Source organism: Methylomonas sp. MED-D, from assembly GCF_050276835.1.
In the GTDB taxonomy this organism is placed as follows: domain Bacteria; phylum Pseudomonadota; class Gammaproteobacteria; order Methylococcales; family Methylomonadaceae; genus Methylomonas; species Methylomonas koyamae_A.
Genome location: NZ_CP189965.1, coordinates 3,542,473 through 3,562,974 on the forward strand (window position 1 = coordinate 3,542,473; position 20,502 = coordinate 3,562,974).

Below are 20,502 nucleotides of genomic sequence, written 5' to 3' on the forward strand. Positions count from 1 at the left end.
TTCCTGAAGTTTATTGCCAAGCACCGTAAGCCTGCTTGAGTTCCGCATCGGCGCGCAACGCGTCGTATCGGGCGTTGATTTGCCTGGTGTGGGCCTTGTCTCTAGCCACTTCGGCTTCGATATAGCGGGTAACCGTCACGACGCCAGCCTGATATTGCTCGCTGACCTGCCTCAGAGCTTCTTCGGCCGCCAACACCGCGACGCCCGCGACTTGCACGCGATTCAGGGCTTCCGACAGTTTCAGGCGCGCACTGTGCAACTCGTTTTCGATACGTAACCGGGTCTGACGCGCCGCTTCTTGGGCGGCGATCAATTCGTGCTCGGCCTTTTTGATGCGTTCTTGCGTGGCGAAACCTGAAAACAAGTCCAGCTCGACCGTGACGCCGGCAGTGACATTGTCGCGATTGGCACTGAAAGCCAAGTCCCGGCTATCGGAGCCGTAACTGACGTAAGCATCGGCGCGCGGTAAATGCGCGCCTTGCGCGGCCGAAAGTTGCCGTTCGGCGATTTCGACTCGTTTTTGGGCCGCCTGTAATTCCGGATGGGTCCGCGCTTGATTCAACAGCTCGTCGTAAGCCGCCGGCGTGGCCGGTAACGCGGCCTCCGCCTCCGCTATCGACAATGGCTCGCCGGCACCCAAGCCGAGCAAGGTTTTCAACATGTTCTGTGCCAGTTCGATGGCGTTGGCCGCTTGAATTTCCGCATCCTTGGCTTCGGCCAATTGGACCTCCAGCGACAAGACTTCCGACTTCAGCAAGGTGCCCGCCTCGTAACGCAAGCGGGATTGGCGCAACTCGCTGTCAACCGCGTCGACCGCGCCGATACTGACCTTGTGCGCCGCGACCGCGGCCAGTTCGCCGTAATAGGCGGCGGTCACGTTATTCAGCAAATGATTGCGAAGCGCCGATTTTTCCAGCTCCGACGCCTCAACTCCCAGCTCTGCGGCCTTACCGAGATAGTAATCCCGACCGCCGCGAAACAGCGAATAACTAGCCGTGACTTGGGGGCGATAGTTATCCACGCCGCCTGGGTGGTTAAAATCACCGCTGTTAAAATCGAGCCGCCGCTGAGCGATGATCATAGCGAACGCTTGCGCCGGATTGTCGCTGTGCTGGTAGGACAAGCTGGCTTTGACCTGCGGATAAAAACTGGCCAAGGCTTCGCCGAGTTGGGCATTCGCCTGCTCGATTCTAGCTTGCAGAATGTTGAGTTCGGGATTGCCGGCCAACGCTTGATCGATGGCCCGCGCCAATGTGTAAACCGAGCCGGCCGACTCGGCATGGGCCGTCAAACCCAATGACGAAGCCATCAGCAAGACTGCGAAACGTGTACCTGTTGTGTGCATGGCGTTGAAATGGGGGTAATTAAGTATTTCCTAATATATAGCCAAGCCGAGCATTTTTCCAGCCTTAAATTCATAAGACCTCGCAAGCTACCCCTCAAAAATAAACGACTTTTAAACGAATGCTTGAAATGTTTGGTCAGCATGGTAACTTTAGCGGCCAGTCCCATAATAATAACTAGCTTAAGAGGAAACATCGCATGAGCCTTGAAGAAAACACCAACGACACAGAGAACAGCAGCCCTGCCGAGGAACCCAATCAACCGGCATCAGTTGCGGAACCTGCCGCGGCCCCTGTCGAAGCCGGAGCGGCTAACGCTTTGGCGACCATATTGGCCCTGAAGGAATCCAATCCGAAAGTATTTTACGGCGGCGTCGGCGGCGTGGCCTTGCTGTTGCTCTTGATGATCTTTAGCGGTGGATCGAACCCCAAATTGCCCGTTCATCAGCAAAAACCGCTGGTCGTTGGACAAAGTTACGTTCTGAAAAGCCCGAATACTTACGATCCGAATGCCACGGTCAGACTGGTTGGCGTCCCTGGCTCGTTGGCGGCTTACGACGATACCGAGGAAAACGACCGCGACGGCGCATGCAAACATATGCCGATGAATTCGCCGGTCAAGTTGTTACAAATCCAGAACGATACCACCGACAAAAACCTGGTTTGGGCCGAAGTCGAAATTACCGCCAGCGGCGAATGCCAAGGCCGTCGCGCCTGGACTTCCGGCATCAACCTGCAATAACTGTTGACTTAAAAAATTTACACCCTATAATACGCCGGATCGGAAACAAAGCGGGAATAGCTCAGTTGGTAGAGCACAACCTTGCCAAGGTTGGGGTCGCGAGTTCGAGTCTCGTTTCCCGCTCCAAATTTTAAAGCCGCGCCGCTACGCGGCTTTTTTGTTGGACCTTAAACGGCTGCGTAGCAAAGTGGTTATGCAGCGGCCTGCAAAGCCGTATACACCGGTTCGATTCCGGTCGCAGCCTCCATAGGTATTGGACCGATGTCGATATCAAACCGACATTTTCCCAAACGGGCAATGTCATCTTCAAGCGGGAATAGCTCAGTTGGTAGAGCACAACCTTGCCAAGGTTGGGGTCGCGAGTTCGAGTCTCGTTTCCCGCTCCAAATCGTCCATTTCTTCGTCACTCTTATCGCATCCGAGCCGCTCGTACAGGCTGGATTCAGCGACATATCGGATTGAGCCAAACCCGCCGCGAGCGAATCAGTATTTGGAGCAGGGCGGAACCCGCCTCGGAAGCCAGAACTCAAACCCCTTCGTTCGAGTACACACCCTATATAAACCGCCTGCAACGCCGTCACTTGGCGACCGAAAAATCTCCGGTCTTGAGCGAACAGTTCTTTTCAAGACCGACAGTAGTTTTACGTTGAAAGCCGTTGGGCAAAGTACGGAAACACTGGTGTCGGAATATCTTAGGCGCGACTGAAGCCGCCGCCAAGCCCGCCGATTATATTCTCCAAAGCAAAAAATCACTTCCGCTTGTTGGACTAAAGCAGCACCCGCTCCACGCCGCCGCTGCCGGCCTTGGTCAAATAGTCGGCCATCCAATTTTCGCCCAACACATGCTTGGCAATTTCGACGACGATGTAATCGACTTCCAGTTGCTCGACGTCGTCTTGATAACGCTGCAATCCTTGCATGCAGGACGGACAGGAGGTCAACATTCGCACCGGACCATCGTAACCGTCGGCGCGCAGCTTGGCGGCGTCGTTCTGCAACTCCTCGGCCTTGCGATAGCGGACCTGCGTCGAGATGTCCGGCCGCGCCACCGCCAAAGTACCGGATTCGCCGCAACACCGGTCGGACTTGCCGACCGGCGCGCCCAGTAAGCCGCTGACGACTTTCAGCGGCTCTTGCTGCTTAAACGGACTGTGACAAGGATCGTGATACAGATAACGAGCACCGTCGACCCCGTCCAACCTAACGCCCTTTTCTAACAAATATTCGTGAATATCCAATAGCCGGCAGCCCGGAAAAATTTTTTCGAACTCGTAATCGACCAACTGATCCAGGCAAGTGCCGCAACTGACGATCACGGTCTTGATGTCCAGATAGTTCAAGGTATTCGCCACCCGATGAAACAACACTCGGTTATCGGTGGTGATTTTTTCGGCCTTGTCGAACTGACCCGCCGCGCGCTGCGGGTAACCGCAACACAAATAACCGGGCGGTAAAACGGTTTGCACGCCGACCTCGTAAAGCATCGCCTGGGTCGCCAGACCAACTTGCGAGAACAAGCGCTCGGAGCCGCAACCGGGAAAATAAAACACCGACTCGGAATCCGAACGGGTCTTGGCATGATCGCGAATAATCGGCACGATTTGATTATCCTCGATGTCCAGCAAGGCCCTGGCCGTCTTGTTCGGCAGCTTGGCCGGCATCTTCCGATTCATGAAATGAATGACTTGCTCGCGCACGTCCGGCTTGCCCACCGACGCCGGCGGCTGGCGGTTCTGCGCCCTGCCCCACGGTGCCAGCATCGCCGTTCCCAAGCGCTGCGCCTTGTACCCCCAATCCACCATCGCCGCGCGCAGCGCCTTCACGGTACCCGGACTGGTCGTATTCAAAAACGCCATCGCCAGCGCCTTGCCCGGATTGAAACTCTGCTTGCCCATTTTATGCAGCAAATTGCGCATATTCATCGACACCTCGCCGAAATCGATATCGACCGGACAAGGGTTGAAACATTTATGGCACACCGTGCAGTGTTCGCCGACGTCCTCGAATTCCTTCCAATGCGTAATCGAAATACCGCGCCGGGTTTGCTCCTCGTACAAGAACGCCTCGATCAACAGCGACGTCGCCAAAATCTTGTTGCGCGGCGAATAGAGCAGATTGGCGCGCGGCACGTGAGTCGCGCAGACCGGCTTGCACTTACCGCAACGCAGGCAATCCTTGACCGAATCGGAAATCGCGCCGATGTCGCTCTGCTGCATGATCAGCGACTCGAATCCCATCAAACTGAAGGATGTGGTGTAAGCCGAGCTCAGATCGCCGCCCGGCATCAACTTGCCGCGATTGAAGCGCCCTTCCGGATCGACCTGGTTTTTATAGCGGTGAAACTCGGCGAGTTCAGTCGCATCGAGAAATTCGTACTTGGTAATACCGATACCGTGCTCGCCGGAAATCGCCCCGCCCAGCGAACGGGCCAGCGCCATGATTCTGGCGACCGCGGCGTTGGCTTCTTGCAGCATTTGGTAGTGATCGGAGTTGACCGGCAGATTGGTATGCACATTGCCGTCGCCAGCGTGCATGTGTAGAGCCACGAACACTCGACCACGTAGAATCTCCTTGTGCGTGGCCTCGATCCGTTCGACGACCGGCCGAAAATTATCGCCATCGAAGATCTCCCGCAAGCGCGGCAACAGCTCTGTCTTCCAGGAAATCCGTAGCGAGTAGTCCTGAACCCGGTGAAATAAGGTCGGCTCCGTGGCTCTATTGGTCAACGGACCGGCGCCGATGCCGTAACGTTCGAATTCGGCCTCGGCCCGCGCCAGCGGCAAATCCAGATGATCGAACAACCACTGCCAGCGCTCGCGCACCGCCGCGACGGTTTCCAACGCCAGCGCCCGGCGGTCGCCGATCAACTCGCTTTTATCGACGCTGTCTTCATAAGCGCGCAACGGCAAATCGCCGCGCAACAAATCGCTCAACGCATCGCATAGCCGCAGTTTATTGCTCAGCGACAATTCGATGTTGATGCGTTCGATGCCATCGCAATAATCGCCCATGCGCGGCAACGGTATCACCACGTCTTCGTTGATTTTGAAGGCATTGGTATGGCGGGCGATCGCCGCCGTTCTAGCCCTGTCCAGCCAAAACTTGGCGCGGGTTTCCGGACTGACCGCGATAAAACCTTCCGCGCCGCGCGCATTGCACAAGCGGACCACTTCGGACGCGGCCAGCGCGACTTGCTGTTCGTCGTCGCCGACAATGTCGCCGATCAATACCATTTTCGGCCGGCCGTGGCGCTTGGCCTTGGTGGCGTAACCGACCGCCTTGACGTAGCGCTCGTCCAGGTGCTCCAAGCCGGCCAGCATCACCCGCGCCGGACCGTCTTTCGGCAACCCGGCCAGATAATCGCGAATTTCGACGATGGACGGCACCGCCTCGCGCACTTGCCCGAAAAACTCCAGACAGAAGGTGCGCGCGTACGGCGGCATTTCATGCAGCACCCAGCGCGCCGAAGTAATAATGCCGTCGCAACCCTCTTTCTGTATCCCCGGCAAACCGCCAAGAAACTTGTCGGTCACATCCTTGCCCAAGCCGACCTTGCGAAACAACGCACCAGGCAGATCCAGGCGTTCTTCGCTTAGCAGATTGCGACGGCTGCTGTCGTAGCGCTTTAAGTTAAAACTGACCTGTTCCTGCTCGTGGATCTTGCCCAGATTGTGATTGAGCCGCTCGACTTCCAGCCAATTGCCGTCCGGCGTCACCATCCGCCACGACGCCAGATTGTCCAGCGCGGTCCCCCAAAGCACCGCTTTCTTACCGCCGGCATTCATCGCGATATTGCCGCCCACGCAAGACGCATCGGCCGAGGTTGGATCGCAGGCGAACACCAATCCCGAGCGCTCGGCGGCTTCCATGACCCGGCGCGTCACGACGCCAGCACCGGTGAAAATCGTCGCGTACGGATTCTCCACGCCCGGCAGGCGGGTTTCGCGCTCGACCGCCGTCATTTCCAGCAGTTTTTCGGTATTGATGATCGCCGAAAACGGCGTCAGCGGTACCGCGCCGCCGGTATAGCCGGTGCCGCCGCCGCGCGGAATAATGGTCAAACCCAGTTCGATGCAGCCGCGCACCAAATGGCCGATCTCGTCCTCGCTGGACGGATACAACACGACGAAGGGATATTCGACCCGCCAGTCGGTGGCGTCGGTGACGTGGCTAACGCGGGCGAAACCGTCGAAGCAAATGTTGTCCTTGCGCGTGTATTGAGTCAGCAAACTCAATACGCTACGCCGTAATTGGCCGGCTTGCTCGAAATGCGCCTCGAAATCGGCGACGGCTTGCTGAACGGCCGCAATCAACTGACCGACGCGTTCGGCCCGATCGGAATCGTCGGCAATTTCCGCTTGTCGCGTCTCCATTTGCCGCAACCGGTGACGCAACGCATCGAGCAAGGCCCGGCGCCGGTCGCGATTGTTCAGCAAATCGTCTTCCAGATAGGGATTGCGGCGCACCGCCCAAATATCGCCCAACACTTCGTAAAGCATGCGCGCCGAGCGACCGGTGATTTGCTCGCCGCGCAGCGAATCCAACACCCACCAGATGTCCTCGCCGAGCAGACGGATGACGATTTCCCGATCGGAAAACGAAGTGTAGTTATAGGGGATTTCCCGCACGCGCGCCGGCGCGGTGTGGTCGCTTAGGAAGGATGAATTGGCCACTGGACTCGCCGAACTGAAAGTCATGATGGCCGGGATTCTAACATGGCGGGGCATTGAGCCCCATCGAAAAACGCCAGCCGCGCCAGGCGGCGCGGACGGCGCTTACCGGGCGGGAAAGACTTAAAACTCCATCCGGCCGCCCAACATGAAGCGGTTGCTGTCTATGTGCCGGTAGCCTTGCAGGGTTTCGTAGGATAAAAACGCCGACACGCCGCCCGGCAACACGCTGGACACTTCCGCGCCGAAGGTATAGTAATCGCGACTCGGCGCGTCGTTGACCAACGTAAAGGTGCTGCCGCTGCCGTCGGCGACAAAGCTGCCGGTGACTTGGCGGCGGCCGTCCATGAATTGATGATGCCATTCGCCGCGCAACTGCGGAATCACTACCCCCCACGGCACGCTGACCGAATACGCGGTCTGCACGCCGACCGTCGAAATCAGCGATTGAATATTTTGCTTGCCGAAACGCACCGCGCCGGGACTGCCGGTCTCGCTATAGCTGTCGATATCCAGACCGGTATATTCACCGCGCGCATAAGGCGCTACCGTCAAAGCCTTGAAATTGAAGTCGTAGCCGCCGCCCAGGCTGAAAGCATACTGATCGGCGCTCGGCGCCGCGCTGGCAATCGACGAAGTTCCGCCCAACTTGATGTTGCGGCTGGTTTCGAAATCGACGCCGCCGTATGACGCGGTACCCTCGACGTGCAAGGCATCGGTAATGAAGTAACTGCTATAGAGCGTGCCGATGTAGTTGTCGCTCAAAGTCTCGCCGCGGCCGCTGTTAAACGTGGCATTGCCGCGCTTGTAATTGAAGGCGGCGCCGGCGGACCAGCGGTCGCTGATACGGTAATCGGCGCCGGCCATGAAATTATGATTGTCGAATTTAAAGCCGCCCAAATTCAAGGCCGTGTTGTCGTGCAAACCGAAGCTACTGTCGACCTTGCCCCAAAACGACAGTTTCGAGAAATCGCCGTCGCCGGCCCCACCGCCCAAATTGATTTTGCCGGATTGTCCGAACGGCAAGCTATTCTTGCCGCCGTTGACCCGTGTCGCGATACTGCCCATGCCGAACACCTGATCCGGCGTCAGACTCTTTAAGTCCGAGATGCTCTCGATATTACACGCGGATGGCGCGTTAGATTCCTGCTGATTGTAAAAATTCGAGCATTTGGAAATGGCGTTGTCCACCGAGCTCTGGTTTTCGTTGAAGCTGGCCGGCGTCGCCCGCACGGTAGACATCGCCGCTCCGCACAGAGCCAGCGCGACGCCCACGCCGATCCGGCTCGCCGTCGGCGACATTGACATAACGGTATTTTGCTTATTCTTCATAGTATGTCTCCTCTAAGTCGATGCGGGCATCTTACATGCCAAATCTATTTCGACAAAATTTAAGAATGTAATTAATCATCTTGAATTATAAGCCAAAATAAGAATCACGCAGATTCACTAACTCCGCAATTTGTCTTGCAAGCTCAGCAAGCCCTTGTGACCGGGATTGACCTCCAACCCTTCGCCGACTTTTTTCAAAGCCTCGGCGCGCTGGCCTTTTTCGTAAAGCTCCCAGGCTTGCTGCTCCAACAAATCGGCGATTTTATTGATGCCGTCGACGGCTACCTGATTGTAGGGGTCGATTTTCAAGATTTCCTGATAGGCCCACCAGGCGTTGCTGCCGGTCGGTGCGGTTAGATAGCCGACATCCAAATGAATCGCCGCCAATTCCTGTAAATCCTGGATTTTCTGTACTTCTTCCGGCGTCAAGGCCTTGATCGCAACCTGAGGCACGGTTTCGCCGGGCGGATGCGCCAAACGCCAGTAAATGCTGAATCCGCCGGACAGCGCCACCAGCACCGCCGCGCCCCACAACGCGAAGAAGGCCGCCGAACGCGGCGCCAACGCCGCCAAAAACTCGCGTATCGTCGCGGTGCGTTTGTCCTGACGCAAGGCCAAGGCCTTTTGCAAGCCTTTCCACTGCCGCCGACCCAGCTTGGGAATGGCCTTGGGCTGCAAATTGACTTCCAGTACTTTCTCCGCCGACAGTTTGCCGAACGGGTGTTTGCCGGTCAGCAGCTCGTAACTGATACAGGCCAGCGCGTAAATGTCGTCGCGCGGGTCCGGATCGCGGTTTTGCAATTGCTCCAAACTGGCGTAAGCCGGCGTCAGCGCGCCCAAGTCGCGGGCATTGAACACGGTCGCGTCCTCGCCGCCGGCTTCGGAACGGCCGATCGCGCAGGCGATACCGAAGTCCAACACCCGAATTTCGCCGTCGTCGCCCAGAAACACGTTACCCGGTTTGAAGTCGGAATGAACGATCTTTTTCTTGTGCGCGTAACCCAGTGCTTCGGCCATCGCGTGAATAATCGGCCAAGCCTTTTTAAACGGCAAACCGCTATCGACATGATCCCTGATCAAATGACTGAGCGGCCGGCCTTGCAGATATTCCATCGTCATAAACACGTGGCCTGCGTCGTCGCGGTCGAAGTCGTAGACTTTAATGATATTCGGATGAGCCAGGGTCTGAGCACGCTTGGTCTCGCGCTGCAAGGCCACCAAAGCCATCGGGTTGAACTGAAAATCCCGGTTCAGCACCTTTAGCGCGACAAAGGGATCCTTATCGGCCGCCTCGACCTTACGCAGGTCGGTGGCCTTGAATACCATCCCCATCCCGCCGACGCCCAGCAGTTCCTCGAGCACGAAACGTTTCTTGACGGTATCGCCGACCACCAGATCGGTGCGCGGCAGATTGGGATCCAGGCCTTGCAGCAAGGACTCGGTATTCAAGGTCGGCGTCTTGGTGGTCGAAGCCGGCGCGGCTTCCGGCACCACGGTCTCGCCAACTCGAGTCGCGTCGGCGGTCGCCGCCGGGTTCAGAAGTTCGGTGGCGTCCCCGTCGCCGGCCGCTGTTGCGACCCACGTCGGATCGTCGCCCACCTCCGGTTTTTTTGCTTCGGCGAGTTTCCGGCCATCCGCCGGCATCGCCACCAAGGTTGCATCGTCGGCCGCGGTCGGCGGCGTACTCGTGCTCTCGGCCAATCGGGTCCGGTCATCCCAAATGCCGACAAGTAGCCGGTAGGTCGCGCCGTCGAGTTCACCCTCGGCTAGCGCTTGCTCCAGGCTCAGCCGGGCGCAGGCCAAATCCGCTTCCGGTCCGGCGTTTAAGGCCTCGGCCGCCGCCAGCAATTGCGCTAAGCTGATTTGCGATTGCCGAAAGGCGGTGAATGCGTTATCAAAGGCGGACATGACAGTATGCAAAGTTTAAAGACGATGATGGATTTTAGCCTGTTTGGCTCAGGCCGTCGGCAAACCGGCGACCGCCGATGCCGATAAGCCTTGCGCCATTCCGCCGAGCTAGCGCGATTGGGCGGCGGCTGGCGGCACTGCTGTTGACGGTCGTCACGGCCGCTTGCGCCTCGCCCACCGCCAAGCTCCAAAATCAAGCCCGCCAATTCGGCTTAACCGCCGAAACCGTGATCGCCAACGGCTTCCGGCTCGATACCTATTCCCGGTCCGGCTCGACGGCATCGGAGCCGCTGCATGTCTACCTGGAAGGCGACGGCCGACCCTATGAAGCCGGCATCCTGCCCAGCGCCGACCCCACCACCCGCGCCTCGGTGGCATTACCGTTACAGGCCGTCGATCCGGCGCCCAGTCTTTATATTGCCCGCCCCTGCTACAACGGCCACGCCGCCGATCCCGGCTGCGCGCCGCCGCTGTGGACCGACGCCCGTTACGGCGAGATCGTGGTGCAAACTCTCGCGGACGCCTTGCGCGACTATACCGAACGGCGCGGTTTCAAAAAACTTCTACTGATCGGCCATAGCGGCGGCGGCAGCTTGGCGCTGCTATTAGCCGAACGCCTCCCGCAAACGCTGGGCGTCGTCACGGTCGCCGGTAACTACGACATCGACGCCTGGACCGATCTGCACCATTACCAAGCCTTGACAGCTTCGCTGAACCCGGCGCGGCGGCCGGCCAGCGGCTTGCCGGAATGGCATTTTCTGGGCGCCGCCGACCAAAACATTCCGCCCGCGCTAGTCCAAACGGCCTTGCGCCGACGTCCGAACGCCCGCGTCGAGATCGTCGATGCCGGGCACGGCCAAGGCTGGCCCGGACTTTGGCCCGGCATACTCCGGAAAATCGCCGACGATTTGGCCGCCGGCGGCCGTTGATTTGCAGCGCGGGGGTTTTCTGCTATGGTTCCCGCACCGTCCCCACACCCGATAGGTGTCCGCATGAAAGCATCGCATCTTCGTCACCGCGGCTTGGCCCTGGCCATCGCCGGCATTCTGCTCGGCGCCTGCGCCCGCGACGTCAGCCAGGAAGAAATGGCCAAGGCGACCGAAGGCTACATCGTCGCCGACACCAACAAGCTGCTGGTCGTCGACTGCCTGCTGCCCGGTCAGGTCCGCAAACTCGGCGCCGAAATGACCTATCTGTCCGCCCGCCGGCCGGTCCGTACCACCGCCGCCGATTGCGAGGTGCGCGGCGGCGAGTATGTGGCTTACGACCGCGCCAACTACGCCAGCGCGTTGAAAATCTGGCTGCCCAAGGCCCAGGAAGGCGATGCCGCCGCCCAATTGACTGTCGGCGAGATCTTCGAAAAAGGCCTGGGCACGACCGCCGATTATAAGGCGGCCGCCCAGTGGTACGAAAAAGCCGCCGCCCAGGGCAATTTTCAGGCGCAATTGAATCTCGGCCATTTGTACGAGAAAGGCTTGGGCGTCCCCCAGGACAAGGATGCGGCATTGCGCTGGTACCGCAAGTCGGCGGGCCTCGATCAAACCGACATCCAGTTCGCCCCGGCGGTCGATGCCAAGGAACTGGAAACCCTGCGCGGCGAAGTCGCCGAATCGCGCAAGGAAGCCGAGGCATTGCGAAGCCAGTTGCAGGACATCCGCCAGCAGGCGCTGGACCAGCAAGACAGCCTGCGCAAGGCCCAATCCGAACTGGAAACGCTACGCCATAAGCTACAACAGCAAAAAGCCGCGCCGTCCGGCGGCGACACCTCGGCGCTGGAACGGCAGTTGCGCGATAAAGAAGCCCAATTGAAGGAACAGCAAGCGCGACTCGGCACGCTGACCGAAACACTGAAGCAGGAACGCCAACGCCAAAAATCGGACGATGCCCCCCGGAGCGGCAAAACACCGGAGGTCATCAAGACCAACGATGTCGAAAATCGATTGAACGAAAAGATCGAAGCCTATCAAAAACAATCGGCCGAATTGACCGCCTGGCTGACCTCGCCGGACAAACTGGACCGCGCGCGCATCGACGCCCGCAAACAGGCGCTGCAACAACAAGCCAAGGACATCGCCGAACTGAAACAACAATTGGAACAGCAAAAGTCCACGCTGCTGGCCTCCGGCTCCGGACCGAACATCGAGTTGATCGAACCGGCCGTCACCGTGACGCGGGGCATTCCGGCGATCCAATTCAGTAGCGGCGAACGCAGCAAGCGCCTGGTCGGCCGCATCGACGCCATCAAGGGCTTGAGCAAACTGATGCTGAACGACAAAGCCATCAAGGTGGATAGCGACGGCCGCTTCGAAACCGACGTCAGCCTGCAAGGCGACGAAACCCTGGTGCAAATCGTCGCCACCGACAAACGCAACCAAAGCAGCAACCTGAATCTACGCCTGCTGGCCGGCGACAATCAGGCCCAAACCAGTTATCCGAGCAGCAACGCCAACGAAATCAAGCGGCCCGGCGACATTCAGTTCGGCAAGTTTTACGCGCTAATCATCGGCAACAACGATTACGGCGCCTATTCCCCACTAAAAACTCCGATCGCCGACGCCAAGAGCGTCGAACTGCTGTTACGCGAGCGCTACGGCTTTAAAACCAAATTGCTGATCAACGCCAATCGCCACGCGATCATGTCGGCGTTCAACGAACTCAATCAAAAGCTCACCGACCAGGACAATCTGCTGATTTATTACGCCGGCCACGGCGAAATCGACGCCAAAAGCCAGACCGCCTATTGGCTGCCGGTCGACGCCGAAGTCGGCAACAGCGCCAACTGGATTTCCAGCCAAAGCATCACCGAATTCATCGGCATCATGCCCGCCAAGCACATCATGGTCGTCGCCGATTCGTGCTACTCCGGCGCCTTGACCGGCTCGGCGATCGCCAAATTGCCGGACGGCATGGACGAAGCCAAGCGCGAACGCTGGCTGAAAGCGATGAACGCCCGCAAAGCCCGTACCGTACTGACCTCCGGCGGCGTCAAACCGGTGATGGATCAAGGTGGCGGCGATCATTCGGTATTCGCCAACGCCTTCTTGAAAGTGCTGCGCGGCAACAAGCGCATCATCGAGGATTACGACATCTTTCGCGACGTCGCCAACCAAGTTCGCACCTCGGCCTCGCGCGGCGGTTTCGAACAAACGCCGCAATACGCCCCGCTGCAACACGCCGGTCACGAAGGTAGCCCGTTCTTTTTCGTACCGGAGGCTTGAGGCCGGACCGCCTTCCATTGCCGGGGCGACGCGGCGGTTCACCGCTGGCTGAGCGAAGTCGAAGCCAGCCATTTCGCTTCGACTCCGCTCAGCGAACGACATAGCTAATATCGAGGTGTTTATCCCCCGCTCCGTCGGGAGAGCAAACGCCGCAATACGCCCCGCTGCAACACGCCGGTCACGAAGGTAGCCCGTTCTTTTTCGTACCGGAGGCTTGCGGCCGGACCGCCTTCCATTGCCGGGGCGGCGCGGCGGTTCACCGCTGGCTGAGCGGAGTCGAAGCCAGCTTTTCGCTTCGACTCCGCTCAGCGAACGACATAGCCAATATCGAAGTGTTAATCCCCCGCTACGTCGGGAGAGCAAACGCCGCAATACGCCCCGCTGCAACACGCCGGTCACGAAGGTAGCCCGTTCTTTTTCGTACCGGAGGCTTGAGGCCGGACCGCCTTCCATTGACCGGGGCGATGCGGCGGTTCAGCGCTGGCTGAGCGGAGTCGAAGCCAGCTTTTCGCTTCGACTTCGCTCAGCGAACGACTTAGCCAATAAGGTAGCCCGTTCTTTTTCGTACCGGAGGCTTGCGGCCGGACCGCCTTCCATTGGCCGGGGGCGATGCGGCGGTTCACCGCTGGCTGAGCGGAGTCGAAGCCAGCCAGTTCGCTTCGACTTCGCTCAGCGAACGACATCACTAATATGGAGGCTTACGCTATTCGACATCGGTTGCGGCTCTCATCAGCGACCGACATAGCTAGCATCGAGGTGTTTATCCCCCGCTACGTTGGGAAAGGGCGTTTTTAGTTCGCGCTGAATAATGACCGCTCTTTTTACTCTGAACGTCGTTAGGCAAAATCAGGACATCCCTGTCGTTCAAACCGCTCCCTATCCCCTCTATTTCATTGTTCCGAGTGAAACCTCCACCATGATCGTTACCTGATATTCCCGCTATCGACCTATACTTCGCATTCCGCTTGGGCAATACCGATTCTCGATCGACCCACCGGCTATTTATTCCAAAAACTCATAAGCCACGGAATTTATCCGTAAGCTCGGTGACCGCACCTGAGCCGGCCACAAGACCGATTGCGGCATCGCAAGCGGCCACACGGCACCGCAATTAAACTGTGGCATTTCACACACATGTCAAACGTTTTACACCAGTCGCCTTTAGCAACCGACCGCGCGCCAAAGTGGCCCGCAACCTCGGTCGAACGTGCAAACCAGGCCAATAGAACGTCTCAAACTCCCCACCGACCGCGTCTGCTTTTTTCACTAACGCCGAATACTTGGCGGCTGCGATTATTTCTCTAATTGTTCTACGTTATTTGCACAGCGTGATTCAAATCACATAATTTTTTAATGGAAATTAGCCATTTAACATAGCTGCAATTTTCAGGTTTTCCATTTAATTGAAAACTATAGCTTTTATGAATGGCACACTTCTTGACTTTATCCAGAATGCCGATCACCGGCCATCGCGCCAACCACTTGCCGCGATGGCCGCCGAGGCGCCGGAAATGGGCGATCTCGGCTGTTCTGAGGGGGGCAGACGTTCGGCATTTACGATATCGCACCACTTACAAGGAATACCCATGTCTTATACCAAAACCAAATTTTCCTCCACCCGCAAAACCATGCTGGCACTCGCGGTTTCGCTAGCCGCATCCTCCGCCGCGCAGGCGGCCGTGGTCACCGGCACGATTCGCGCCGCGACCGACGCGACCTACGGCGCCGGCACCACCATCGATTACTGGGCGTTCGATTTAAGCGCCGACGCCAACATCGTGATCGATGTCCGTGCTAACGAAGGCTATTCCAACGGCTGGGGTTCACATCCGAACGCTTACGTGGACTTGAACGGCGACGGCGAAATCACACTGGCCGATACCCAGTTCCGTCTGTATCAGGATACGGTGTCTATCGATACCGAGATCACCAGTGCCGACGACGGTTCCAGCTACACCCCGCCGGGCGACAGCAACGGTTGGGCGGACGGCACCCTGATGTCGCGCGACTCCTATCTATCCACCGCGCTGGGCGCCGGCCATTACATCATTGCGTTCGGCGACTACAAACTGGATTCCAACGATGGCGCGCAAGGCTTCAACTCCGGCGACACCATCACCGCCGCCACCGGGATCAACCCCTTTACCGGCGCTACCGGCCAAGACCATTTCGACTACCAATTGACCTTCCTGGCCAGCGACTTCACCACAGGCGACAGCCTGAACGTCAATGCCTTCCAAGTCAACCTGAACGGCGATCCGATCGACCCCGCGCCGGTGCCGGTTCCCGGCGCGGTATGGCTGTTCGGTTCGGTCCTGGCCGGTTATCTGGGTTCGGCCAAACGTAAATCGGCCTAACCATCCCCACTCGGAGTAACCGCAACCGGGCGAATCGCGTCGATTTGCCGTTGGCGGTTACTCCCGCACCCTTGGAATCATTCCGGCGCCGTTCGATTCGGCACCGAAACAGGAGACTGTAAGCATGTCTATCAATAAATTATTCGAAACCACTTTACTGGCATCAGCGTTGACCCTGGCGTTCGCGCAACCGGCCTCCGCCGCGTGGACCGGCAACGACAACAGCGTCGAATTGGGCACGACCATTACCAACCCTGCCTTCAACGGCAGCACCGTCGGTTTTTCCGGTAACCCGGCGCTGACCAACGACGCCTGGGGGATGCAAGCCGCGTTCACCAATTTCTATCTACCGACTTCCGCGCAAAGCGTCATCATCGACGCGCGTTCGTCCGCCGGCAATTACCCGGCTTTCTCGATCTTCCGCACCAACGTGGCCTATTCCGGCGACACGGTCGGCGTAGACACACCCGCCGAGGTCACCGGACAAATCCATAAATTCAACTCGGTCGGCCAAGCCGGCGATCCCGGCATCATCTGGGCCACCGGACCGGACGGCATCGTCGAAACCCTGGGTTACGTCAGCTCTTCGTCCAATAACTACGTCAACTCTTACGGCGGCGTCATCGACTCGGGCGCGCACGACATCAGCAACGACGACTTGTACGAAACCGGCGTCACCGGTGCCATCGGCGTCACCGGCAACCCAGCCTTCGCCACCACCAAACGCTACGCAACCTTGACTTTGACCGACCTGCAAGCCGGCTGGTACGCAATATTCGTCGGCGGCGCGGACATCGCCGGCACCGGCGGGGATATCACCGTCAAAGTCACCGCCTCGGCGGCGGCATCGACCTACACGCCACCGGCGGCCGTACCCGTTCCGGCCGCGGTTTGGTTGTTCGGTAGTGCCCTGGTCGGCTTCCTGGGTCTGAATCGCAAATCGGTACGCGTCTGACCGACGGCTGCCCCGCCAACCTTCGGTTGGCGGGAAGTCGGCAAATGTAGCGCTAACAAAATGTCGCCAAGGATGGCGGCCCTTCAATCGGCTATCTGAACCTTCAGACACGCCGCCGTAATGAATTCCGGGCGACGGCCGATCGGCTCAGCGCCTATTCCTCTTGTTTAAATTCGCAGAGTAAGACCATGCGCATAATCCGCACTATCCGTTTATCAGGCTTGATGGCCGCCGCAATCGTTTTCAACACACCGCTGTCGGCGGCGGAATTGGCTCTGGGACCGATGCCGATCAGCCTGAAAACGCTGCCGGTGCCGCCAGTACCAGGCCTGGTGGACGGTAGCGCCCCGATTGTGGTCAATAAAGCGGCGGCCATCGCCCTCGGAAAAGCCTTATTCTGGGATAGCAACGTCGGCAGCGACGGCATGGCTTGCGCCTCCTGCCACTTCCACGCCGGTGCGGACGGCCGCACTAAAAACCAAGTTTCGGCCGGCGGCCAATCGGCCTCGATCGCCGAACAAATCTTCGACGCCACCGCCGACGCCACCCCGTTGGGTCCCAACCGGCCGCTCAGCGTATTCGACTTTCCGCTACACCAGCGTGAAAACCCGTTGGCCGATTCGACGGTGATGTTCGATACCGACAACGTGGTCGGCTCCGCCGGCACCTTCGCGGGCGATTTCAAAGCGGTCACCCGCTATAGCAGCGGCATCGACACCTGCAACCGCACCCCCGACCCGATATTCCGGGTCGGCGCGAACGGCACCCGGCGGGTAACGCCGCGCAACGCGCCGACCGTCATCAACGCGGTCTTCAACCACCGCAGCTTCTGGGACGGACGCGCCAACAACATTTTCAACGGCAGCAGTCCTTGGGGCGACCGCGACCCCAATGCCGGCGTCTGGGTGCTGACCGGCAGCCGAACCGTGCAAAAACAACGCTTGCGTTTGATCAATTCGTCGTTGGCCTCGTTGGCGGTGGCACCACCCACCAATCACACCGAAATGAGCTGCAACAATCGGACTTTGCTGGACTTGGGCCGAAAACTGCTGTTCCGCCAACCGCTACAAAACCAGTCGGTGCATGCCTCCGACAGCGTGTTGGGTCCCTATAGCTTTAGCGACGCCGACAAGTTGAGTCCGGGACTGAACACCACATACGCCGGCCTGATTCGGCAAGCCTACAACGCCAAATATTGGTCGTATTCGGGTAGAGTGCCGGTTAGCCCGCCGGTCGGCCAATCGCCTTACACCCAGTTGGAAGCCAACTTTCCGATGTTCTTCGCATTGGCGATTCAGCTTTACGAAAGCACTTTGATCTCCGACGAAGCGCCATTCGACACCAGCGCCCGCGATGCCAATCACCAACCGATAGACCTGAGTGCCGAAGAATTGAACGGTTTGAAACAATTCAGAAGCAATCAATGCGGGCTATGCCATTTGGGGCCGAACTTCAGCTCGGCCTCGATCGCAGCCAACGCCGCCATCGCCCAAACCCACCCCGAAGCCTTCGGCGAACCGACCTTCCGCATCAGCGCCAGTCCGAACGTGGTCAACCGTATTCCGCTGATGGTCGGCAACCAAGCGGTCACCGCGTTCTACGACACCGGCTTTTCATCGAACGGCGCCGCGCGCGAGGCCAACGACATCGGTGCCGGCGGCGTGGACGACTTCGGCAACCCGCTGTCGTTCAGCAGCCAATATTTACAATTGTTGGCCGGCAATACCGCCGCCATTCTGGACAGCGACGTGAACGCGGTACGCGCTTGCGATTTTCAGAATGCGATGGCGACCAATATGACGCTCCGCTATCCGCTACCCAATTTGTTTACCCAAACCGACGGCCTGCTGCCGCAACCGCAAACCACCGCGAATTGTTTCCTGCCGTTAAGCAACGCCTTCATCCCAACACCGGCGGCGGCGCAAGCGGAGCTAAACAAAGCGGTGAATAAACGTATGGTCGCGGCAGTCGCCGCGACGTTTAAAACGCCGACGCTGCGCAATATCGAATTGACCGGTCCCTACATGCACAACGGCGGCATGGCGACCTTGGAGCAAGTGGTGGAATTTTACAGTCGCGGCGGCAATTTCAACCTGGACAGCAAGCACGTGACCCGGGTATTTCCGCAACCCACCTTACAGTCCAATCCGCAAAACCGCGCCGATCTGGTGGCCTTCCTGAAAACCTTGACCGACGAGCGCGTGCTTTACCAACGGGCGCCGTTCGATCATCCGGCTTTGAAAATTCCGCATGGACAGGTCGGCGACGAAACCGCGACCGTCAGCGGCAATCCGCTCAACGCGGCCTTGTCCAAGGACGAATATCTGCAGCTCCCGGCCGTCGGCGCGGACGGCGTCGCCGAACCGCTGACCAGCTTCGAACAGCGTCTGGCGCATTGAGGAAATCGAGAACCGCTTGAGCCTCGCGCGTTGCCGGAGCGTGACCGCGACCCTGATTTTCGAACCGCGACACCGGCATTGCGTCGGGGCGGCTTCAGCCGCGATCGAAAGCGTTTGGCGTGGGACACGCTTTCAGTCGCCGCTAAAGCGCCTCCCACAACTTGATGTTTGCGCCGACACATTCCCGCGCCACGCGCGGGAATGGCCGAAAGGTTTGGTTTACTTCAAACCCATGCAACTGGCGTAATAGCTGACGGTGCCGGACCAATCGGAAAAGATGCCCAAAATACCGACTTCCCGCGCCAACACATCCAGCGTGGTCATGATATCGCCGTCGTTTTCCAACGCATCCAGCGTGGATTGATAATAAAACGACGGGCTGGCCGTGCCTTTGGTCGGCAACACTTCCTCGACGATACGGCCGGAACGCTCCAAGGTCCAGGTAATGATGCCCAAACCGGCGGCCTTGGCGTCCTTGGCGTATTGCGAAGGCACGATTTTGCCGGCGGCGTCCACGCTGAGCAACATCCACATCGGCGGCGCGACAATCTTGATGCCTTGCGCGGCGTATCCCTTCAGATCCGCTGCGGTCGGAACGTCGGCCGGCGTGTTGGCGTCGTCCAGATAAACCGCTTGCTGGCCGAAAGCCGGTTCATGCTGAATCCAATACAGCACATCGTCCTTGTTAAACGACTGCGCCCAAACGGTTTTCGGCGAAACGCCGGCCGCCTTGTATTCGTCGATCATGGCTTGCGCATACGCGGCCTGACTGCCGAAGACGTCTTCCACCTGCAATTTGGCGTTGCGGTTGGGGCTCTTCAATTCCGGCGTATATTTGCTGCCTAGCTTTTTCAACAGCGCGATACTCTCCTGGTGCGTCAACAGCGTGCCGCCGGTCGAGTAAAGATCGGTTCGCCAATTGGCGGTACCCGCCAAAAACTGTTCCGGCGTCACCGCGTTGGGGTTGGACGCATCCATCTTGCCTTTCAGCGACTTGAACTCGGACAAGCTCAAATCGCTGGTGCAGCACAGCGCCGACGCGGCCTTGGTGCGCTTGCCGGTCGCATCGAACTCGGCCGGCGAAAACGGCTTGGAGCAGGCGGCCGCCAACGGCGTGACCAAGATATTGGTCGTGGTATGCAGATCGCATTGGTCGTGACGGCACACTAGTTCGCCGTCCTTGGTAAAGGTCACGTCGCATTCCTGCACGCCCGCGCCCATCCGCGAGCCGGCTTCATGGCTTTCCTGGGTGTGTTCCGGAAATTGCAACGTGCCGCCGCCGCGATGACCGATCGAAAAATGGGTTTTATGGAATGGCCCGTCGCCGCAGCTCTCCAGTTTGGATTTCAAGCGGCCGGGGCTCATTTTATCGATCAAATAATAAGGCCGCGGCCCCACTTGCACGCTTTCGTCTTGCTGCCAGCGATCGGCATCGCGCCCCAAATCCTTACCGTCCGCGCCGGCCAAGGCCGACCACAGACAACCGCTTAACAGCAGCATTCCGGCTGCATGACGCGTCAATCTCTTGCTTATCAACATTGCAATCTCCCAGGGTTCTCGAATAGTTTGCGCCGGCCC

General features: G+C 58.7%; 11 protein-coding genes and 3 tRNA genes. 9 read left to right on the top strand and 5 right to left on the bottom strand.

Annotated elements, in window-relative coordinates:
* Window positions 1-10: 10 nt before the first annotated feature.
* Window positions 11-1,309: a TolC family protein gene (locus tag ACQE3E_RS15895; RefSeq protein WP_313729775.1), complete on the bottom strand. Its 1,299-nt coding sequence runs from the start codon at window positions 1,307-1,309 to the stop codon at window positions 11-13.
* Between the two features lie 233 nt (window positions 1,310-1,542).
* Between ACQE3E_RS15895 and ACQE3E_RS15900 the strand changes: the two genes are divergently transcribed.
* The 4 genes from ACQE3E_RS15900 (at window position 1,543) to ACQE3E_RS15915 (ending at window position 2,471) form a co-directional block, all read left to right on the top strand.
* Window positions 1,543-2,085, top strand: a complete 543-nt coding sequence (locus ACQE3E_RS15900) for a hypothetical protein (protein ID WP_071155652.1) — start codon at window positions 1,543-1,545, stop codon at window positions 2,083-2,085.
* A 50-nt stretch (window positions 2,086-2,135) separates the two neighbouring features.
* A tRNA-Gly gene (locus ACQE3E_RS15905) sits at window positions 2,136-2,211 on the top strand.
* Between the two features lie 47 nt (window positions 2,212-2,258).
* A tRNA-Cys gene (locus ACQE3E_RS15910) sits at window positions 2,259-2,332 on the top strand.
* Window positions 2,333-2,395: 63 nt separating this feature from the next.
* Window positions 2,396-2,471: transfer RNA gene (locus ACQE3E_RS15915), tRNA-Gly, on the top strand.
* A 381-nt stretch (window positions 2,472-2,852) separates the two neighbouring features.
* Here the strand turns inward: ACQE3E_RS15915 and ACQE3E_RS15920 are convergent.
* The 3 genes from ACQE3E_RS15920 to ACQE3E_RS15930 form a co-directional block, all read right to left on the bottom strand.
* On the bottom strand, window positions 2,853-6,758 hold the full coding sequence (locus ACQE3E_RS15920) for an FAD/FMN-binding oxidoreductase (protein WP_313729774.1): 3,906 nt from the start codon (window positions 6,756-6,758) through the stop codon (window positions 2,853-2,855).
* Between the two features lie 120 nt (window positions 6,759-6,878).
* The gene (locus tag ACQE3E_RS15925) at window positions 6,879-8,087 is read right to left on the bottom strand and encodes an autotransporter outer membrane beta-barrel domain-containing protein (RefSeq protein WP_427500827.1); all 1,209 of its coding nucleotides are present in this window, start codon (window positions 8,085-8,087) and stop codon (window positions 6,879-6,881) included.
* A gap of 117 nt (window positions 8,088-8,204) precedes the next feature.
* A complete protein-coding gene (locus tag ACQE3E_RS15930) occupies window positions 8,205-9,995 on the bottom strand; it encodes a serine/threonine-protein kinase (RefSeq protein ID WP_427500828.1) in 1,791 nt (596 codons plus the stop codon).
* 77 nt (window positions 9,996-10,072) lie between these two features.
* On the opposite strand from ACQE3E_RS15930, the gene ACQE3E_RS15935 reads away from it, so the two are divergent.
* The 5 genes from ACQE3E_RS15935 to ACQE3E_RS15955 all read left to right on the top strand — a co-directional run bounded on the left by ACQE3E_RS15935 (window position 10,073) and on the right by ACQE3E_RS15955 (window position 18,924).
* Window positions 10,073-10,924: an alpha/beta fold hydrolase gene (locus tag ACQE3E_RS15935; protein ID WP_427500829.1), complete on the top strand. Its 852-nt coding sequence runs from the start codon at window positions 10,073-10,075 to the stop codon at window positions 10,922-10,924.
* 63 nt (window positions 10,925-10,987) lie between these two features.
* Window positions 10,988-13,213: a caspase family protein gene (locus ACQE3E_RS15940; protein WP_281020864.1), complete on the top strand. Its 2,226-nt coding sequence runs from the start codon at window positions 10,988-10,990 to the stop codon at window positions 13,211-13,213.
* 1,586 nt (window positions 13,214-14,799) lie between these two features.
* Window positions 14,800-15,570, top strand: coding sequence for a hypothetical protein (locus ACQE3E_RS15945; protein ID WP_313729772.1), 771 nt, complete (start codon window positions 14,800-14,802; stop codon window positions 15,568-15,570).
* Between the two features lie 124 nt (window positions 15,571-15,694).
* A complete protein-coding gene (locus ACQE3E_RS15950) occupies window positions 15,695-16,525 on the top strand; it encodes a hypothetical protein (protein ID WP_281020866.1) in 831 nt (276 codons plus the stop codon).
* Window positions 16,526-16,713: 188 nt separating this feature from the next.
* Window positions 16,714-18,924 (top strand): cytochrome-c peroxidase, encoded by a 2,211-nt coding sequence (locus ACQE3E_RS15955; protein ID WP_427500830.1) that lies wholly within the window; start codon window positions 16,714-16,716, stop codon window positions 18,922-18,924.
* Window positions 18,925-19,143: 219 nt separating this feature from the next.
* On the opposite strand, the gene ACQE3E_RS15960 is transcribed toward ACQE3E_RS15955, so the two are convergent.
* Window positions 19,144-20,463: a glycerophosphodiester phosphodiesterase family protein gene (locus tag ACQE3E_RS15960; protein ID WP_427500831.1), complete on the bottom strand. Its 1,320-nt coding sequence runs from the start codon at window positions 20,461-20,463 to the stop codon at window positions 19,144-19,146.
* Between the last annotated feature and the right edge of the window lie 39 nt (window positions 20,464-20,502).

Bases quoted from the DNA above. Each gene is read 5' to 3' on its own strand.
- ACQE3E_RS15895 (WP_313729775.1), bottom strand. From the start codon at position 1,309: ATGGCTTCGTCATTGGGTTTGACGGCCCATGCCGAGTCGGCCGGCTCG.
- ACQE3E_RS15900 (WP_071155652.1), top strand. From the start codon at position 1,543: ATGAGCCTTGAAGAAAACACCAACGACACAGAGAACAGCAGCCCTGCC.
- ACQE3E_RS15925 (WP_427500827.1), bottom strand. From the start codon at position 8,087: ATGAAGAATAAGCAAAATACCGTTATGTCAATGTCGCCGACGGCGAGC.
- ACQE3E_RS15930 (WP_427500828.1), bottom strand. From the start codon at position 9,995: ATGTCCGCCTTTGATAACGCATTCACCGCCTTTCGGCAATCGCAAATC.
- ACQE3E_RS15935 (WP_427500829.1), top strand. From the start codon at position 10,073: ATGCCGATAAGCCTTGCGCCATTCCGCCGAGCTAGCGCGATTGGGCGG.
- ACQE3E_RS15940 (WP_281020864.1), top strand. From the start codon at position 10,988: ATGAAAGCATCGCATCTTCGTCACCGCGGCTTGGCCCTGGCCATCGCC.
- ACQE3E_RS15945 (WP_313729772.1), top strand. From the start codon at position 14,800: ATGTCTTATACCAAAACCAAATTTTCCTCCACCCGCAAAACCATGCTG.
- ACQE3E_RS15950 (WP_281020866.1), top strand. From the start codon at position 15,695: ATGTCTATCAATAAATTATTCGAAACCACTTTACTGGCATCAGCGTTG.
- ACQE3E_RS15955 (WP_427500830.1), top strand. From the start codon at position 16,714: ATGCGCATAATCCGCACTATCCGTTTATCAGGCTTGATGGCCGCCGCA.
- ACQE3E_RS15960 (WP_427500831.1), bottom strand. From the start codon at position 20,463: ATGTTGATAAGCAAGAGATTGACGCGTCATGCAGCCGGAATGCTGCTG.